The following is a 17,164-nucleotide window of genomic DNA, read 5'->3' on the forward strand; positions in this document are numbered from 1 at the left end:
GAAGTGTCATTTAGCTAGCTACCAAACTGACGGGGTGGCGAGTTGTATTCATTCCAAAGGGTTTCAAACGCCGGTGCAGTGACCGCCTTACTATACAAGAAACCTTGACCAATACTCGCGCCCATGGCTTTCAATAAACGTTCCTGCATCTGCGTTTCAATCCCTTCCGCGATGGGCTCAGCATTGACGGTACGACATAAGCGTAGCGCCATCTCAACTACCGCCTTACAGGTTGGATCTTCATGCGCCTTAGACACAAAGGAACGGTCAATCTTGATCTCATCGACCGCTAATTTGGCGATATAAGACAACGAACTCATGCCCGTGCCGAAGTCATCGAGGGACAAACGCAACCCCATTTGCTTAAAGTTCACCATCGCCGCGGCAATCTTATCCGTCTGTACATGGGTGAGGTTTTCGGTAATCTCCAAGGTCAAATCTTGAGGCCGCACTTGATAAGCCCGCAGATAACGCTGGATATAAGCGGCCAAATCCTGATCTACAAAGTTACTGGGAGATAAGTTGATGGACAAACGCATATGGAGATTAATGCGGTTCCACTTGGCAAGCTGAATAATCCCTTCACGCAGTACATAGCGTGCCAGCTGAGATACCATCTCGCTCTGCTCCACCATATCGATAAAGGTGTTGGGGTATAAAATCCCCCGTTCCGGGTGGTGCCAGCGAATTAGCACTTCGGCACCGATAATACGCTGAGTGTTTAAATCTAATTGTGGCTGATAATAGAGCTGTATTTGCTGCTTTTGCAGTGCTTGGGAAAATTCCGCCCGTAACGCTGCCCGCTGTTGCATGGGGCCGTCCAGTGTTGCGCTTGCCATTTCCCAACCATTACGAGCGACTTTGGCAGCGCGCATGGCCTGATCCGCTTGCAGGAGTAACGTATCTTTATCTTTTGCATGGGCCGGGTAAAGTGCTACCCCAACACTGATGCTCGCATAGGCGGAATGATCCGCTAAGGTGATTACGGTTTTGGCACAGGCCACCAAACGACGGGCCAATTGCTTCGCCAAGCTATCAATCTGATCGCCGCTAATCCACACTAAAAATTCGTCACCACCGAGTCGCCCAACGGTCGCGCCATCGGGGAGCTGAGTGCAAATTAAGCCACTCACTTCACGCAGCATCAAGTCACCGACGGTGTGGCCGTAGGTGTCATTCACTTCTTTGAAGTTATCGATATCAATAAGAAACAGGGCTCCCTCTTCCGTGCTGTTTGAAGATTGCCAAAACGTTATGTCTTCTCTTACTCGCTCAGTGATGGCAAAGCGATTTAACACGCCGGTCAGCCCATCTTGGGTAGCTAACCGGTAGAGGAAATTTTCCTGCTCTTCATTACGTTGGCGAATCTTCTGGGCCAAATACAGTGACAAGCTGACCACCAAAGCGAGCACCAACAATGAGACAGGAATCACCACTAACAAGGCATCCACCGACAACATGGTATGTTGTGGCTGATGCATCAACACTTGGTAACGATGACCGTTGTAACTGACCTGATGGAGTAGTTGCCCCGCTTGGGGTTGGAACAGCTGTTTCCAATCGAAGTTAGCCGGGACTTCAGATAAGCTGGAAGAATAAAGATAATCGCCAACTTGCAACGCTATAATCTCTGGCGCTGCCTGCTGGAGATAGGTATTCGCGATGGATTTAGCCCCAGTGTCTGTTTGTCCGAGAACAACTTGAAGCGTATCAAAATGCTGTTGCAAAAAAGCTTGGTCATGCTCGAGATTCACTCGATACAAAGTCGATAGATACAGAAAAATATAGATCGCCGAAACCAGTGTGGCGACAGCAAAGCTGGTAAAGAAAATACGCATGCCGAGGGTACGACTTTGCCCAAGGCGCAATAATTTGTCCATGACTGCCCACTATTATTGTTATAGACGACGAAAACCATGTTGGAGCGGCAGATACTGTACTGGAAAAACCACCACAATGTAAAACTAGAGTTCTCCTTAAGATTAAGTAACTTTTAAGAGACCCAAAGATAACAGAAAATAATGCGTTTCCCGTTTTCCAACCAAAAACTCAAAGTCATTCTGTGAAGCCTAGCCCACAGAGACAGTAGCGGTAGCAATATGTTGTAGATAAATGTGCACAAACACCTCCCCCCTGTAACCCTGTTTATTTTTTAACCAAATGACGTAACTTTCCTTTAAGAAATGTAAACAAGGGGGCGTATATCAATAAATCCGTATACCACGCCTTTGACGCTCGGTTCCTCCCTAAACTAGACTGATCGGACAGTTTAATTAATAACCTGCAAAACACCTGCCCAAGGCTCGTGGAAAGGAGTGCACCATGAGAAACCCGCTGATCCCCGCTATTTTGGCGCTGCTGCGTGAGTACCCTGGCGGCATTTCCGAATTTGATCTGCTCAAACAACTCAAGACCCAACATCCTGAGCTAAAACGTTTGGCTGAGGATTTTAATCTCGCCCTGTTCCGGCAACACTTTTTGATTATGAATGGGCTCTACCAGTTGCAAGCCAGTCTGTGGCAGGAAGAACAGCTCGGGCTGACAATTTCAGCGTCCCATATACAGCTAGTACAACGGGCTGATCTGGAGTTACATAACAGTACCGAACTCAATGATAGTGTGGATGCTAAGCTGGCAGCCTATTATTTGGATTGGGAAGAGTACGTTAAAACCGATGAAGAAGAAGTTGAACGGCTGCTAGACAGCTTTTTCAAAGGCATCGTCAACGCAGACGCCCGTAAGGAAGCGCTAGCCCTATTGGGCATTGAAGATAAAGCCCCTTCCAAAGACGAGATCAAACGCCGGTATCGCAAGTTAGCCCATGATGCCCACCCCGACCGTGGCGGCGATAAAGAGACCTTTATTTCCCTGCGCCAAGCCTACGAGTGCTTGATTCACTAGGGAACCTCCGGCTCAGCTGTTACTCTAAGGCACTTAGCTGCCTTAAAGCGTTTTGTGTCTCCTCTATTGGAAACGAGTAATATGCCGACATTGCCACTTGTTGTGATTTTCGCCGCTCTGACCCTCAGTGCCTGTAGCCAGCGAGAAATTCATCCTTCCAATGATTTCCCCAATAACGGTCGCGATGAACAAGCTCAAAAACGCGATAGTTTATATCTGCAAGAACGATTACCACCAGCGCTACCTTATCCCGAGCCCGAGTTTTTCACCGGCATAGAACAAAACCAACGTTATCTAGCGCGTATTACGCCAGCAGAGTATGTGTTCGAACAACTGCAAGTCACCACCGCGGATCTTCAAGTGGTCAACAAAGAAGTTGCCACCTGGTTACAACACCCAACTTATTCTCCCAAGCTGCGTGCCCATCAGCTAGCGGGGCAAGACCAACGGGGTAATGTGCAAATTACCGGTTATTACGTTCCCATCTTGCCGGTACGCCATCAAGCGGACGCGGAATATAAGTACCCCCTTTATAAACGCCCGCCCAAAACGGCGGGTGAGCCCTTGCCCACTCGGGAGCAAATTGATTTTGAAGGAGCCCTGGATGGCATGGGCTTGGAACTCGCTTACACCAATAGCCTGATCGACAACTTCTTTTTACATGTACAAGGCTCCGGCGTGGTGGAATACGAAGATGGTCAACAACGGCTGCTCTCTTGGGGAGGCGTCAATGGCCATGGTTATCGCAGCATCGGGAAAGAATTAATTGAACGGGGGGAGATCGCCCCGGAAGATATGTCCGCTCAAGCCATTAAAGATTGGCTCGCAGCAAATCCCCAGCGACACCGGGAAATTATGTCGACCAACCCAAGTTATCTGTTTTTTAGCGAAGGCCCCAACCAGCCCGTCGGAGCGGCTAATGTGGCGTTAACGCCGGGTTACTCGGTGGCCGTTGATCCCAGCGTGATTCCTTTGGGCAGCGTACTATTAGGGGAACTGCCCCGCCTCAATGGGCAGGGCGAATTAGTCGGCCACGAGTGGCGACTCTTATTAGCCCAAGATAAAGGCGGAGCGATAAAAGGGCCCGGCCATATCGACTGGTATCAGGGTATCGGCGAAGAAGCCCATTTCCACGCCAGCCAGTTAAAACACTACGGTCGTGTCTGGTTACTATTGCCGGATCAGCGTTAAATGACAGAGCCGAGCTGCTAATACAAATCTGTGTGCAGGCGCTGAGCCATTTGTTCCGGGGACAGCCATTGTTCAAGCTCCGCTAACACGCTTTCGCCAAATCCTCGTTTACTGCCACACACATAAATATGGGCCCCAAGCTCTACTACCCAGCGCTGTAGCTCTGCCTGCTGCAATAGCATCTTGTCCTGCACATACATCCCCTCGTCTTTCGACCACGCATATTCCACCTGAGTCAGCACACCGGCCGCCTGTAAGCTCCATAGTTCTTCAGCAAAATAATGATCATGCTGTTGGTGCTGCTCACCAAACAGCAACCAATTGGGCGTTTGGCTATGCCAGCGTTGCTTCTGGCGCAGGAAACCCAACAGCGGAGCTAAACCCGTTCCGGCACCAATCAGAATCAATGGCACATCGCCCGTTAAGTGAAAATGCTCGTGTCGGCGCAACTCTGCCATCACCGAGTCACCGACCGCTAACTGGGATAAATAGTGGGAGCACACGCCCGGTGTGCCATTCTCACGCCAGTGTTCGCGCACCAGCAAGTCCACCTGCCCAGATTCACAGGAAGCAATGGAATACAGTCGTTCATGGTGGTGCGCTTGTTTTTCATTACCCACACCATCGGTATCGGTTAGTGGGCGAATAGCAATCACATCCCCAACTTGATAGTCAGCCCCAGCTCGATACAAGCGGATATGATGGGCCCGACGAGAAACTTTGTCTGGATTTAAACAACGATTTTCCATCACCGTAAAAGGCACAAAGGTATCCTCTAAAGGAGATACCGATCGCCCCAATCTATGACTAATACCCTGCCACCACGACTCTACCGTGGGCAAATGCATACGATCCACTTCCACCACAGGAGTGTCTGCCAAGGGGCGCCAACCAAGGCGTTGGAAAGCCGCTGCTAAACGGTGTCCAAAGGCACAAAAGCTGGCATAGCTGCGATCTCCGAGAGCTAATACACTCAACTGCTGACCATTGGCGGTCTGTTGCCAATTCATGATATCTCGCTCGAAGGCCCGAGCACTGTCCGGCGCCTCCCCTTCACCGTAGGTACTGACCACCAAAATAACTTTTTCATATCGATGTACCAAGGCGGCATTCAGCTCTGACAGGCAATGAAAATCCGCATGTTGTGCCAAACTCTGATGAAAGCGTTGTGCCAAAGAACGGGCCGCTCCGGTTTGACTAGCATAGGCAATGAGGGTGTTTTTCGGCATCGACTCGGCACCAGAAGCAGGCATCCACTTTTTCACCAACCACAATGCCAGACAAACCAAGCTAGTGAAGCCTATTAGCAAGAGCAGATTGTCGGCAAACCACACCATCCGCACCGAGGTATAAACACCGGCCATGACACCCTCTGCCAAGAATTCATTCGCCGGCTGTCTCAAGGGCAGTCCTGTCGGCCAAATAGAAAAGCTCACTGTTAGGGCAATCTCCATCAGGACGAGCGCTCCAGCCAAAGACATGCACACAGACAGCAACTTGTTTACTGACATAGGAACGAACTCCAAATTAGCAAATATTAACGAGAATGATTTGCATTATATTGATATCGGCAAACAAAATCATTAGCATATGATAATCAATTTTATTTAAGACTCATTTTTATGTCTCTCAACTCTGTCACTCGCTGGATGCGTTGGCTGCACATTTATACCGCCGCCCCAGTACTGGCGTTGATGTTGTTGTTTGCCGTTACTGGGTTGCTGCTCAATCACAACGATTGGTCTCTTGGTACAACGGAACAACACCAACATGAATTCGAATTACCCCAAGAATTGCTAGAGCAGAACTGGGGTGAAGGTAGTACCGAAACGGCCTTAGCCCTATTGCTATGGCTAGAAAAAAACCATGGCATACGTGGCGTTGATATTGAGATCGAATGGGAGCCTGCAGAGGAATTGGTAATAGTGACACTGGAAGGGCCCCACGGAGCTTATTCGGTAGAAGCTTACCCCTCTGAAGGGATAGTGGAAGTATTTCAACGTCAGCTACCCGTGTTGGAAATGCTGAACAACCTACACCGCGGCAAGCACGTCACCGGCTTATGGCGTTTGCTCGCCGATATCTCGGCCATTTTTATGGTGCTGTTCTGTCTGTCCGGTTTTTGGTTGGTACTGATTAATCGAGCCCAGCGAGTGCCTGCATCTGGCTGGATCTCACTGGGATTAGCCCTGATGGCGATGGCCATTTATTTAATGCATTAAAGGAGAGCTTTGTGCGTAAATTTGTTACACAACTAGGTTTCGCTGCGGCCTTAGGTACAGCAACCCTTGCTAATGCCGCCACTATTGACGTGGCCTTTGAAATTCCCGCACTGGCGGCAGAACGCTACGCCAACCCTTATGTGGCCATTTGGGCTGAGGAAGGTAGAGAGGCCAAACCCCTACTACTCTGGCACTTGAACAAGAAAGAAGACAAGTGGTTACCCGATATCAAACGCTGGTGGCGCAAAATCGGTCGCTATGATGCCCATGTAGACAGTCTAACCGGTGCCACCCGTGGCCCGGGCAACTACCAAGAAACCTTAGACATCGGCGCGGCACAAACCTTCACCCTTTACCTTGAAGTGGTGCGGGAAAATGGTGGTCGCTCCCTAGTCGATACCAAAATAGATCTCACTCAAAAGCAAAACACTTACACCATTCCTGCTGCGGATGAAATCGGCCAAGTCACCATCACCGTCAATCGCTAACCTCTAAACAAGGACAATCACGATGTTTAAGCAAGCTCTAATCGTTGGTTCATTAATGTTCTCTGGCGTCTCACTGGCTCATAACGTGCTGGTATTCCCTGAGTTTTTTAACGTCAACAACCCGAAAGCCGTAGCCATTGATGCTACTGCCACACATGGCCTATTCCGTATCGAGAAACCCGTTTCTGCCGATGCCATCAGCGTATATGGCCCAGATGGTAAATCCGTGCGCGATATCGGCACCGTTATCAAAGGCTTAACTCGTACGTCATTCGAACTACCGATTACCGAAGAAGGAACCTATAAGGTGGTATATGGCTCTGGGGAAGCGGGCTATATGACTTCCTACACCATAGGTGCTCGTGACACCAACAAACGTCTACGGGGTGTGAACAAGACCCAGGCTCAGTCCCAAGTGCCAGCCGACGCCAAGAATGTCCAAACGATCCGTATGGCCCGTACCTCAGTTGCCTTCATTACTAATAAGCTACCAACTGACACCGTGTTCAAACCCGCTGGCAAGGGTCTAGAGCTAGTCCCTATTACTCACCCTGCCGATTACATCAATGGAGAAGAAATCGCCCTGAAAGTGGTGATGGATGGCAAGCCGCTAAAGGGCGCTGAAATCAAATTTGAAGCGGAAGCCAGTCAGTATCGTGCCAGCGAAGAGCCGACGGTGATCACTACCGATGACAAGGGTGAAGCCAGTATTACCTTGGAAGAAGCCGGTCGCTATATCGCTACCGTTAGCTTCAATGGTCAGAGCACCGACCCAGAAGCCGATATGGATATGTTCTCTGTGTTTTACCCATTTGAGGTGATTTACGAATGATTAAAGCAACCACGTTTGGAGTTGTCACTGCTTTGGCTTTGCTTTCCGGCAAAGCCTTAGCCCATTACCCCACCTTAGACTGCTATCAAGAGACTGGAAAACTGCACTGTGTTGCAGGCTTTAGCGATGGTTCCCCAGCCTACGATGAAACGGTGGAAGTACGCAGCTACTACGATGATGTACTCCATAGCATCACTACCGATGCTAATGGCGAGTTCCAGATCCCTATGCCAGAGGGTGAGTTCTATGTCATTTTCGACCCAGGTCATGAATCCCCAGCCGAGTTTGACTATGCCGAGCTCTAATATTGAAGTAGTCATCCCCGATGATGGCCGACAAGAGACACGCTACTTCGCTTTTATCAGTATTGCTGTAGTTGTGGTGGCTGGAATGTTGCTGTGGCTTAACCATAGCGGTGCACAAACCAAACTAAGTGAGCTACCAAACCAACTGAGCAACAGTGCCACCCAAATCAGTAATGCTATTGCAGAGCTCAATATGCTCGATGAAGCTGGGCTGCTTACCTACCCACTCTCGGCAGAATTGCTGCCTTTGCCGGTAATCCCTGGCGCTAGCCTGCATGAGTTCAGCCAAACCTGTTATGTCATTGAGCAAGCTGGCTATCTGTTCGCCATCGAAAAAGAAACCGCGTGGCAAGCCCATTGGGCCAAAAGTGACCTGATCGCAGACTGTCACGCCAACCTTAATTGGCACGAGCTAAATCATTAGGAGTTGTTATGAAATACTTGGTTGCCCTATGCCTCATTCTGGCAAGCCATTCGGCGCTGGCGCATCTACAGGTTGGCATCACACTGCATCCGTACTACTCGTATGTCGCCAATATTGTGGGCGATCGGGCCGACGTATTACCCCTCATAGACAGTGGCTTTAACCCACATAATTACCAGCTCAGTCCAGCGGATATCGAGCGTTTAAATAGCTTAGATGCCTTGGTCGTTAATGGCATCGGCCATGACTTATTTGCCACCAATACAGTGGAGCGCTTACAGCCGAAACACCTGACCGTTATCTGGGCTAATCAGGATGTTCCTTTGATCGGCCATGATGAAAAAGTGAACGCTCACTCTTTTGTATCAATAGATGCGGCCATTCGTCAGGTCTACACCATTGCCAAAGCACTCGGTGAACTGGATGCCGAAAACAAAACTTACTTCCTACGCAATGCCATGGACTATGCGCGCACGCTGCGAGCGTTGAAAACACCGGTGCAACAGGCGTTGCTCAATCAAGACCTAAGTAATATTCGCATTGCCAGTACCCACGGAGCCTATGCCTATCTACTGCAGGAGTTTGGTCTGACTGTCTCGGCCATTATCGAACCTGCTCACGGGGTTTCCCCTACCGCCAGCCAGCTGGAAGATACCATTCAAACCATTCGCCAACAGAATATTGATGTGCTCTTTACCGAGCTGAATATGGAAAACCACTATGTGGATCTGATCGAACAGGAAACGGGCATCAAGATCTACTACTTCAGTCATATGACCCATGGGGAATACAGCGCCGATCAAGTAGAGCGAGAAATGAGTCACAACCTACGCAAACTGGCGGAGGCATTACAACCATGAGCCTCGGTCCCGCTATCGCATTACAGGATGTCAGTGTGACCGTGAAAGGTAACACGCTGCTAACACCGTTCTCGCTATCCTTATCCGCAGGCCAATGGCATGGTATCGCCGGCCCCAATGGTGGCGGGAAAAGCACCCTGCTGAAAGCATTAGCTGGGTTGCTCAATCACCAAGGTCGGATTGAACGCCATTGGCAACCAGATGACGCCAAGCAGATTGGCTACATGCCCCAGCTAGTGCCTTTCGACGCCACACTACACGTGACAGCGCTCGACTTTCTGCGAATGAACAGTAAAAAACGCCCTGTCTGGCAGCGTTATAAAACTGACTCAAAACTCGAGACAGCCATCGATAAAGTCGGCGTGGCAAATCTTCTCCCTAAACGTCTCGGCACCTTGTCAACGGGGGAACGTCAACGCATCTTACTCACCGCTGCACTGCTACATACCCCTAGCCTATTACTGTTAGATGAGCCTATTGCCGGGGTAGATCGCAAGGGGAGGGAGCACATCATCACGTTACTGAGCGAATTTCGCCAGCAAGGAGGCACGATTTTGATGGTGGAACACGACTGGCAGGTTATTCAGCAATACTGCGATAGCGTCAGTTGGATTGATGGTGGCCTGATAGAACACGGAGCACCCCAGATGTTTAGCCAAATGCAAGCTATGCCAATGGGGTTACGTCATGCTAGCTAGTATCCATCACTTTTTTAATAGCGGCGTCGAGCTAGGGGTACTGCCGACGATGTTTAGTTACGGCTTCGTCGTCAATGCCTTCTTGGCTTGCCTGATGATTGGCCCGCTACTGGGGGCGCTTGGCACTTTGGTGGTAGTCAAACGCTTGGCATTTTTATCAGAAGCCGTGGGGCACAGCGCCTTGACTGGGGTATCCATTGGCATTCTACTGGGGGAGCCGGTTACCGAACCTTGGATAAGTCTGTTTGCTTTCTCGGTGCTGTTCGCTTTAGCGTTACAGTGGGTAAAAGGACGCACCACAGTGCCTTACGATGCCCTTATTGGGGTGTTTTTGGCCTTTGCCCTAGCGATGGGTGCCGCTTTGCTGATGTTTGTCGCCAAGAAGATCAATGCCCACCTAGTGGAACAGGTTTTATTCGGCTCCATTTTGACCGCCTCGGGCATGGATCTGGTGATTTTGTCGGTGATCTCTGTCGGTGTGCTCTGGCTGGCTTGGCGTTACAGTAACCAAGCCTACCTAAACGCCCTTAGTCCAGATATTGCTCACACCAGCCGAATTTCAGTAAAACTCCACGACTATGCCTTTGTGCTACTGATCGCTTTAGTCACCGTCGCCGCCGTGAAAATCATCGGTGCGATTCTCGTCGGAGCACTGTTGCTGATCCCAGCGGCTAGCGCACGCCTGATGGCCCATGACTTACGCTCTATGGTGCAATATTCCATGGTCATCGCCACCAGCAGCGCGCTCATTGGCGTGCTCTTACCAATGCATATGAAATGGTCCATCGGCACCGGCCCCGCCATTATTTTGGTGGCCTGCTTGTGGTTCGTTTTCTCCCTATCTGTCTTTTCTCTACGTAAAGGAGCAACGACTCAATGCGCTTGATCGTTTTTCTCTGTCTCTGTTTAGCGACACCCGTATTTGCCAAAACAGTTGCCACCGTTAGCCCGATTGCCCATAGCATGAGCCAAGCACTGCTGGCTGATACGGATATTAAAGTAGACTATCTACCACCTACTAGGCTGCCACTCAATCGTGTTGCCAGTTGGCTAGATAAAAACCGTACCGAGCCAGTGGACAGTTACGATGCTTACGTCACCATGCGCTCCCTGCGCCCTGAATTGGATTTTTATCCGACTCTGCGGGTGAGCAATATACGCATCGTACCGATCGATATGGCAGTCGCGCTCATTCCCGGTGGGGAGCAAGTTGCCCGCCAAGATAACGCCGACTACTTTTGGCTCAACCCTAGCAATGCTCTGATGATGCTAGGTATCCTAAAACGTGATTTTATCGCCCTTTGGCCGGAACAAAAACAGCGTATCGAAGACAACTACCGCCACACGGCGGATGGACTGCGCCAACTGCTATTAAGTTTGGACGAGCAACTGCTACAGCGTGGATATGAAGGCATCGTCCTTACCCAAGAAGAACTTAGCCCCCTGAGCCAGAGCCTAATGCTGCCAACTTTAGCCCCCGCTGAAGCGGAGCTATTTCACGCTATTGTCATTACTAATCGCCCTAGCGACCAAGCTAACCAATGGGCTGTTGACGACTTTAGCCGCTTCCAGACGACACCATTTTTGCAACGCTGGCGCAGCAATATCGACCAATTACCTTAATCTCTTCCTACCCCTAAGCCTACCTCAATCTATCACTAGGTAGGCTTCTTAAACTGCTCAAATCTTCTGTCCTGCGTTTTTCTCCATCTTTGCAAAAACAACCAAATAAAATCCATTCTCATATTGAAATGAGAACTGTTACTGTTTAATATCTCCCACGCTTTTCTATTTCTTTACACAACCTTTAACAAAAACAAGCAATCTTTTCACGAGGATGACGTATAACGATGAACACCCAGACACTCCCATCAAAGCGTTTTTTCACACCAACTCCAGTAGCCATTGCCGTGAGTTCCGCTATGGCCCTATTCGTAGCGCAGGCTCAGGCAGAGACGGTCAATCTTGACCAGATCGATGTTGTAGACCAAGTCGAGCAAGAGCAGTCCTACAAAGTAGAGAAAGCGGCTAGCGTGAAATACACCCAGCCACTGGTGGACACGCCGAAGACCATCAACATTGTCAACGAGCAAGTTCTGCAAGACCAAGGCGTCACGTCCCTAGAGGATGCGCTACGCAACGTTTCTGGTGTATCAACCTTTGGTGCTGGCGAAGGTGGCGGAGGTAATGTGACAACCGCAGATGCGATAACTATTCGCGGTTTTGATGCCAATGGCAGTATTTATTCTGATGGTATTCGTGATGTGGCTGGTTACAGTCGTGACACCTTTAACACCGAGCAAATCGAAGTCGCGAAAGGCTCAAACGGCACAGTAACTGGTAAAGGTTCAGCTGGTGGGTCAGTCAACTTAGTGACGAAGGCCGCCAATCTGAATGGCGATAAAAACAGCCTGCAAGCGTCTTATGACCAAGGCGATACCACGCGCCTATCCGGTGATTTCAATAAAGTGCTGGATGAAAAAAGTGCTGTGCGTTTGAACATCATGGGACAGACTGGAGGTGACTTCTGGGACAACGGTGAAGAAAACTACCAAACACTTGCTGTCGCTCCTTCTTACTTCACCTTACTGGGGGATGACACCGACCTAACCGTAAACCTCATGCATATGCAGCAGGACAATACGCCAGTACTCGGTATGCCGTTTGATAACGATGCAGGAGAGCCAATCGATGAAGCCTACTGGGACAACTTCTACGGCTTGGATAACGTCGATCGCTCGCAATTAGAAGCAACGACTTTAACGGCCATCATCAACCATGGATTAAGCGATAGTTGGGCGCTGCGTAACCAAACCCGTTTTGGTCAAACCACCATCGAGTCCGTGCAAAGTCGCCCGCTCTTAAAAGATGCTTCGACCGTCCAGTACTACCGTTCCTCTACCAGCACCGGTCCATCTTTTAAAACCGACTTTTCTGAAAACACCATGATGGTGAACCAGTTAGATTTTATTGGCGAACTAAAAACCGGCTCAGTACGCCATGACCTCGTGGTCGGGACGGAAATCTACCAAGAGAATCAAAAAACCTACGGAGCAAACTTAACGGGCTTTAGTAGCACCTTAGCGGATTTGGAAACCAGTCTCGCTAACCCGTCGTTGCAGCACAGTGGCCGCGTCACCAAAGGCGATCTAACCAAAGATGCCACCGCAACGGGGATCGCCGCTTACTTGAACAACACCGCGACGCTGAATGATCAATGGCAATTGGCGGCGGGCATTCGCGCCGAAAAATACAAACTGGAAGCGGATCAAACCGTTGGCCGTGGCACCAGCGCCACCATGGTCACAGGCAGCAGCAAAGCCGACCTATTGAGCTGGCACACCGCGGTGAATTTCAAGCCCACACAAAACGGCAGCATCTATGCGTCCTTGGCAAATTCACAGGAGCCTAACGGTGCAAACCTATCCCTTTCCGGTCGTAGTGCAGACCAAGTGAAAGAGTACGCTAACCTTGATCCCATCGAAGCCGTGACCGCCGAGATTGGCACGAAATGGGAGCTTTTTGACCAAAAGCTGTTACTAGGTCTTGCCGTTTACCAAACCAAGAAGGATGTCTACGACACTGTTGATGGCGCATTGGCGACCTCCGGCGAGGAAGAAAACACCGGCGTAGAATTGAGCGTCACTGGGCAAATTACCGCGGAAGTGGCCATCACTGCGTCCTACACCAGCCAAGATGCGAAGGTTGTGGAAAATACCAGTAACCCTGAACGTGAAGGCAATGGCTTAACCGCCGCACCAGATGAATCTGCTAGCGTCTGGGTGACATATGCAGGTGAAAAACTCACACTGGGAGCCGGTGCAGAATACACTTCTGGGGAAGAATACTGGCGCCAAGGTGCCGTAGCCTTTACTACTGGCGAGGTGACCTTGTTTAACGCCATGGCAGGCTACCAATTCACTGACCAGCTGAGCGCGCAAATCAACGTCAGCAACCTAACCGACGAGCGTTATGTGTCTGATTACAGTGCATGGGGCCACTTCAAACCCGGCAACCCACGTAATGTGAAAGCGACGGTGAAATACGACTTCTAACCGTTAATAGAGCATTCGTTTCACTCAAAAACTAACGCCCATTGACCCCCTTTTCGGTGGGCATTCGCAGCCAACAACTTAATCTTGTTGGCTGCTTTTTGTCTTGTATTTGCGACCATTTAAATGAAAGAGACGGCGCAATCCATTCAGCGTCAGGCATAACCAGGAGAACCACGTGTTATTACATCTTAAGCAAATTTTCACCCCTGAGCAGGTACGAGATATCCGCCAAGCACTCACCCAGGCGGACTGGATCGATGGCAAACTCACCTCTGGCAATGCTGCGCAAAAGCAAAAGACCAATCTACAAGTCGATCAACAATCCCCTATCGCCCGACAACTTGGCGACCTCATTCTACAAACCCTAGGTCAACGGCAAGACTTTATCGGCGCAGCGCTGCCCGCCAAGATTTTCCCCCCCATGTTCAACTGCTACAACGAGGGGGCGGAATTTGGCTACCACATTGACAATGCCATTCGCCAAGTCCCCAACACGCCAGTGAAAGTGCGTACCGATTTGTCCATGACCTTATTTCTAAGCGACCCAAGTGAATACGATGGCGGCGAACTGGTGATCCAAGATACCTTTGGTACTCAAACGGTGAAACTACCGGCCGGGGACATGGTACTTTACCCATCGACCAGCCTACACAAAGTCACCCCTGTTACCCGTGGCAGCCGTATCAGCTCGTTCTTTTGGCTACAAAGCTTGGTGCGCGACAACGAACAACGTCGCACCCTCTACCAGCTAGATCAAAGCATCCAAGCCCTACGCCAAGACCTAGAAGACGACGAACGCATTCAAAACCTAATCGGCGTGTACCACAACCTACTGCGTCAATGGAGCCAAACAAACTAAAGGAGATAAAAGAAAGGGGGGTCTAATCCAAGCGAAACGCCACCGGCAGGGTGATATCCATGGGGTTCGCCCCCATTTCTAGGGAAAAGGCTGGCAACGGCTGGGCGCGCTCGACCATATCTAACGCCGCTTTGTCTAAACGCTTATGGCCGGAGCCCTTTAAGATACGAATATCCGTAGCTTTACCACTCGGGTGAGCTTTAAAACCGACGGTGACAATCCCCTCTTCATGACGACGGCGAGACTGGCGCGGATATTCTTTGTGCTGTGCTAGCTTGGCCGCTAATTTGGAGTAATAAGTTGCCTTGGCTCCTTCAGCACCGCCAGAAGTGGCTGCCTGCGCTACGCCGGTCGTCGCTTTCTGTTGCGCTTGGGAAGGCGGCTGCACTGGAGCCTTTGGTGCCGGTGGTGTTATCACTGGCTTCGGCACAGGTGTTGGCTCCGGTTTAGGTTCGGGCTTAGGCTCTGGTTTAGGCTCAGGCTTAGGTTGAACTATCTCGCTTTCCTGTTTGACTGGCTCTGGCTCTGGCTCTGGCTCTGGCTCTGGCTCTGGCTCAACAATCTCTTCGACTTCTGTCTCGGGTTCAAGCACCTCCGCTTGTGCTATCGTCGTTTCTTGGGCAGCGCCCATATCTCCCATCATGCCTAGGTCAAATTCAATTCCCTGTAACCCCGGTGCTTGGCTGCCATCCTTGACATTGTAAAACGCCAAGTAAAATGCCCCAGCATGCAGGGAAAAAGCCAAACCGCCGGCAATAATCCAATAACGCTTTTGCATAGTTAGTTGCGACTCAGTTGGGTGGCGACGCTGACTTTGGTCAGGCCAGATTGACGAATTTGAGTGAACACCGGACTGAGCTGATCGATGCTCAGGTCCCCGTCGGCTTTGACTTGAACCCAAAAGCTTTGCTTATCTGGCGCGGCTTCAAAGAGAGCATTTAAACGGGGAGCGATATCCGTCAAAGTGATGGCTTCATCCCCAAGATAAAAGCGACCATCTAAACCCACTAAGATAAGAGCGTTGGGCTCCGTTTGCGCACGGGTTTCGTTGATGGACTCCGGGGGCGTGATCTTGATAGGGTCGGACTTTTGAATTTGACCCGCCACCATAAAGAAGATCAACATCAGGAATACCACATTGATCAGTGGAATCACCCCATCATCGGTTTGGGCATCCCGCTGGGCGATAAACTTTTGGTCGATATTCATGGATTATGCGCCGCTCCGTGTTCTTTAAAGGCATTGGCAATGGACACGGTTTTTGCCCCTTGTAGTTTCAACTGATCGGCCAGGGTTAGCAGGCTTTGCAGATTTACCCCAGCTTCGGCATCCAAAATAAACAGGGCTTCACTGTTTTGTTGAATCAGATCGCGGAAGAACTCGCCATCCTGTAGACCAATTCGCTGCTGATCCAACCAAACAAAGCCATCGTTTTGTTTCAGTACAAAGGTGAACTTGACCTGCTCAACGGGGGGTGTGGCTTGGTCTGTGCTCGGGGCAGATAAGGGCGTATCGACCACGCGCCATGCCACAAAGCTTGAAGTCAGCATAAAAAACAGCAACAGGATAAACACCACATCAATCAATGGCGTCAGACTGATCGCTGTTTTCTTGCGCTTGGCTTCAAGATTAAGCGGCATGGAGTACCTCACGACGGGCCGCAACCGCTGCTAAACGTTCCCCCTCTTGGGAAGTAAATACCTGGGTGACAGCATCGTTCATAATGTGAGCGACCCGCTCCACCTTACGCTCTAACCAAGCATGTAACGCTACCACTGGGATCGCTACCGCAATACCCACAGCCGTGGTCAGTAACGCTTGCCAGATCCCCCCCGATAATACCGATGGGTCGACTTGGGCACCGGCACCTTCCATTTGTTGGAATGCGGTGATCATACCCAATACGGTACCCAACAGGCCAAGTAGCGGTGCTAAGGAAGCAATCACTTCCATGGGGCGTAGGAAAGAACGTAACTCGTGGAGGATGTTCAGCGCCCGACGCTCAGCTTCTTCACGCACACACTGGCAATCCCGAGAGGCTTGTTTCAAAGAGGTCATGGTATACGCCACTACACTTTCTACCGGACGCTTGTCCGACAGCATCTTTATGGCCGTTTCTGCATCCCGTTGCCGCCAAGCCTCTAGAGCCAAATTGACTACTTTGCGGCTTTCCGCCCGCAACAAGGTTAACTGCCATAACTTCACGATGACGATGGTCAAAGCAATAAATGAAAAACCCATCAGAATCCAAACCACCGGCCCGCCGATGATTAGGAACTCTCGAATTTGTGACAGTGTTGTATCCATGGTTTAACCCTCAAGAATAGAT

At 50.3% G+C, this 17,164-nt stretch carries 19 protein-coding genes; 13 read left to right on the forward strand and 6 right to left on the reverse strand.

Features of this window, described 5'->3' with window-relative positions; all coding sequences use genetic code 11:
• Positions 1 to 14: 14 nt before the first annotated feature.
• Positions 15 to 1,880, reverse strand: coding sequence for a putative bifunctional diguanylate cyclase/phosphodiesterase (locus FJM67_RS05510; protein WP_140587679.1), 1,866 nt, complete (start codon positions 1,878 to 1,880; stop codon positions 15 to 17).
• A 442-nt stretch (positions 1,881 to 2,322) separates the two neighbouring features.
• Between FJM67_RS05510 and FJM67_RS05515 the strand changes: the two genes are divergently transcribed.
• Both FJM67_RS05515 and mltA read left to right on the forward strand, forming a co-directional pair.
• A complete protein-coding gene (locus FJM67_RS05515) occupies positions 2,323 to 2,901 on the forward strand; it encodes a DNA-J related domain-containing protein (protein WP_140587680.1) in 579 nt (192 codons plus the stop codon).
• A gap of 81 nt (positions 2,902 to 2,982) precedes the next feature.
• The gene (gene mltA, locus FJM67_RS05520) at positions 2,983 to 4,092 is read left to right on the forward strand and encodes a murein transglycosylase A (protein ID WP_140587681.1); all 1,110 of its coding nucleotides are present in this window, start codon (positions 2,983 to 2,985) and stop codon (positions 4,090 to 4,092) included.
• A 17-nt stretch (positions 4,093 to 4,109) separates the two neighbouring features.
• Here mltA and FJM67_RS05525 read toward each other — a convergent pair whose 3' ends face one another.
• The gene (locus FJM67_RS05525; protein WP_140587682.1) at positions 4,110 to 5,603 is read right to left on the reverse strand and encodes a flavodoxin domain-containing protein; all 1,494 of its coding nucleotides are present in this window, start codon (positions 5,601 to 5,603) and stop codon (positions 4,110 to 4,112) included.
• Between the two features lie 111 nt (positions 5,604 to 5,714).
• Here FJM67_RS05525 and FJM67_RS05530 point away from each other — a divergent pair, with 111 nt between their 5' ends.
• From FJM67_RS05530 to FJM67_RS05580, 11 genes are all read left to right on the forward strand, one after another.
• Positions 5,715 to 6,314: a PepSY-associated TM helix domain-containing protein gene (locus tag FJM67_RS05530; protein ID WP_140587683.1), complete on the forward strand. Its 600-nt coding sequence runs from the start codon at positions 5,715 to 5,717 to the stop codon at positions 6,312 to 6,314.
• An 11-nt stretch (positions 6,315 to 6,325) separates the two neighbouring features.
• A complete protein-coding gene (locus FJM67_RS05535; protein WP_181161436.1) occupies positions 6,326 to 6,802 on the forward strand; it encodes a DUF2271 domain-containing protein in 477 nt (158 codons plus the stop codon).
• 22 nt (positions 6,803 to 6,824) lie between these two features.
• Positions 6,825 to 7,634, forward strand: a complete 810-nt coding sequence (locus FJM67_RS05540; RefSeq protein ID WP_140587685.1) for a DUF4198 domain-containing protein — start codon at positions 6,825 to 6,827, stop codon at positions 7,632 to 7,634.
• A complete protein-coding gene (locus FJM67_RS05545; protein WP_140587686.1) occupies positions 7,631 to 7,939 on the forward strand; it encodes a transthyretin-like family protein in 309 nt (102 codons plus the stop codon). Before FJM67_RS05540 ends, FJM67_RS05545 begins: the two co-directional genes overlap by 4 nt.
• Positions 7,881 to 8,363: a hypothetical protein gene (locus tag FJM67_RS05550; RefSeq protein ID WP_140587687.1), complete on the forward strand. Its 483-nt coding sequence runs from the start codon at positions 7,881 to 7,883 to the stop codon at positions 8,361 to 8,363. The genes FJM67_RS05545 and FJM67_RS05550 overlap by 59 nt, the downstream gene beginning before the upstream one ends.
• An 8-nt stretch (positions 8,364 to 8,371) precedes the next feature.
• Complete coding sequence (locus tag FJM67_RS05555) at positions 8,372 to 9,223, forward strand: metal ABC transporter solute-binding protein, Zn/Mn family (protein ID WP_140587688.1); 852 nt, start codon at positions 8,372 to 8,374, stop codon at positions 9,221 to 9,223.
• Entirely contained in the window at positions 9,220 to 9,921 is a 702-nt protein-coding gene (locus FJM67_RS05560) for a metal ABC transporter ATP-binding protein (RefSeq protein WP_140587689.1), read from the forward strand. The genes FJM67_RS05555 and FJM67_RS05560 overlap by 4 nt, the downstream gene beginning before the upstream one ends.
• A complete protein-coding gene (locus FJM67_RS05565) occupies positions 9,911 to 10,807 on the forward strand; it encodes a metal ABC transporter permease (protein ID WP_140587690.1) in 897 nt (298 codons plus the stop codon). The genes FJM67_RS05560 and FJM67_RS05565 overlap by 11 nt, the downstream gene beginning before the upstream one ends.
• Complete coding sequence (locus tag FJM67_RS05570; RefSeq protein ID WP_140587691.1) at positions 10,798 to 11,544, forward strand: hypothetical protein; 747 nt, start codon at positions 10,798 to 10,800, stop codon at positions 11,542 to 11,544. The genes FJM67_RS05565 and FJM67_RS05570 overlap by 10 nt, the downstream gene beginning before the upstream one ends.
• Before the next feature lie 227 nt (positions 11,545 to 11,771).
• The gene (locus FJM67_RS05575; protein WP_140587692.1) at positions 11,772 to 13,976 is read left to right on the forward strand and encodes a TonB-dependent receptor; all 2,205 of its coding nucleotides are present in this window, start codon (positions 11,772 to 11,774) and stop codon (positions 13,974 to 13,976) included.
• A gap of 175 nt (positions 13,977 to 14,151) precedes the next feature.
• Positions 14,152 to 14,835 carry a Fe2+-dependent dioxygenase gene (locus FJM67_RS05580; protein WP_140587693.1) on the forward strand — a complete coding sequence of 228 codons (684 nt, stop codon included), beginning with the start codon at positions 14,152 to 14,154 and terminating at the stop codon, positions 14,833 to 14,835.
• A gap of 22 nt (positions 14,836 to 14,857) precedes the next feature.
• On the opposite strand, the gene FJM67_RS05585 is transcribed toward FJM67_RS05580, so the two are convergent.
• The 4 genes from FJM67_RS05585 to FJM67_RS05600 are packed head-to-tail and all read right to left on the reverse strand — an operon-like array spanning position 14,858 to position 17,142.
• Positions 14,858 to 15,613, reverse strand: a complete 756-nt coding sequence (locus FJM67_RS05585; RefSeq protein ID WP_140587694.1) for an energy transducer TonB — start codon at positions 15,611 to 15,613, stop codon at positions 14,858 to 14,860.
• 2 nt (positions 15,614 to 15,615) lie between these two features.
• Positions 15,616 to 16,044 (reverse strand): ExbD/TolR family protein, encoded by a 429-nt coding sequence (locus tag FJM67_RS05590; protein WP_140587695.1) that lies wholly within the window; start codon positions 16,042 to 16,044, stop codon positions 15,616 to 15,618.
• Complete coding sequence (locus FJM67_RS05595) at positions 16,041 to 16,475, reverse strand: ExbD/TolR family protein (protein ID WP_140587696.1); 435 nt, start codon at positions 16,473 to 16,475, stop codon at positions 16,041 to 16,043. The genes FJM67_RS05590 and FJM67_RS05595 overlap by 4 nt, the downstream gene beginning before the upstream one ends.
• Complete coding sequence (locus FJM67_RS05600) at positions 16,465 to 17,142, reverse strand: MotA/TolQ/ExbB proton channel family protein (RefSeq protein ID WP_140587697.1); 678 nt, start codon at positions 17,140 to 17,142, stop codon at positions 16,465 to 16,467. Before FJM67_RS05600 ends, FJM67_RS05595 begins: the two co-directional genes overlap by 11 nt.
• Between the last annotated feature and the right edge of the window lie 22 nt (positions 17,143 to 17,164).

This window comes from Maribrevibacterium harenarium, from assembly GCF_006385675.1.
GTDB classification, from domain to species: Bacteria; Pseudomonadota; Gammaproteobacteria; order Pseudomonadales; family Marinomonadaceae; genus Marinomonas; species Marinomonas harenarium.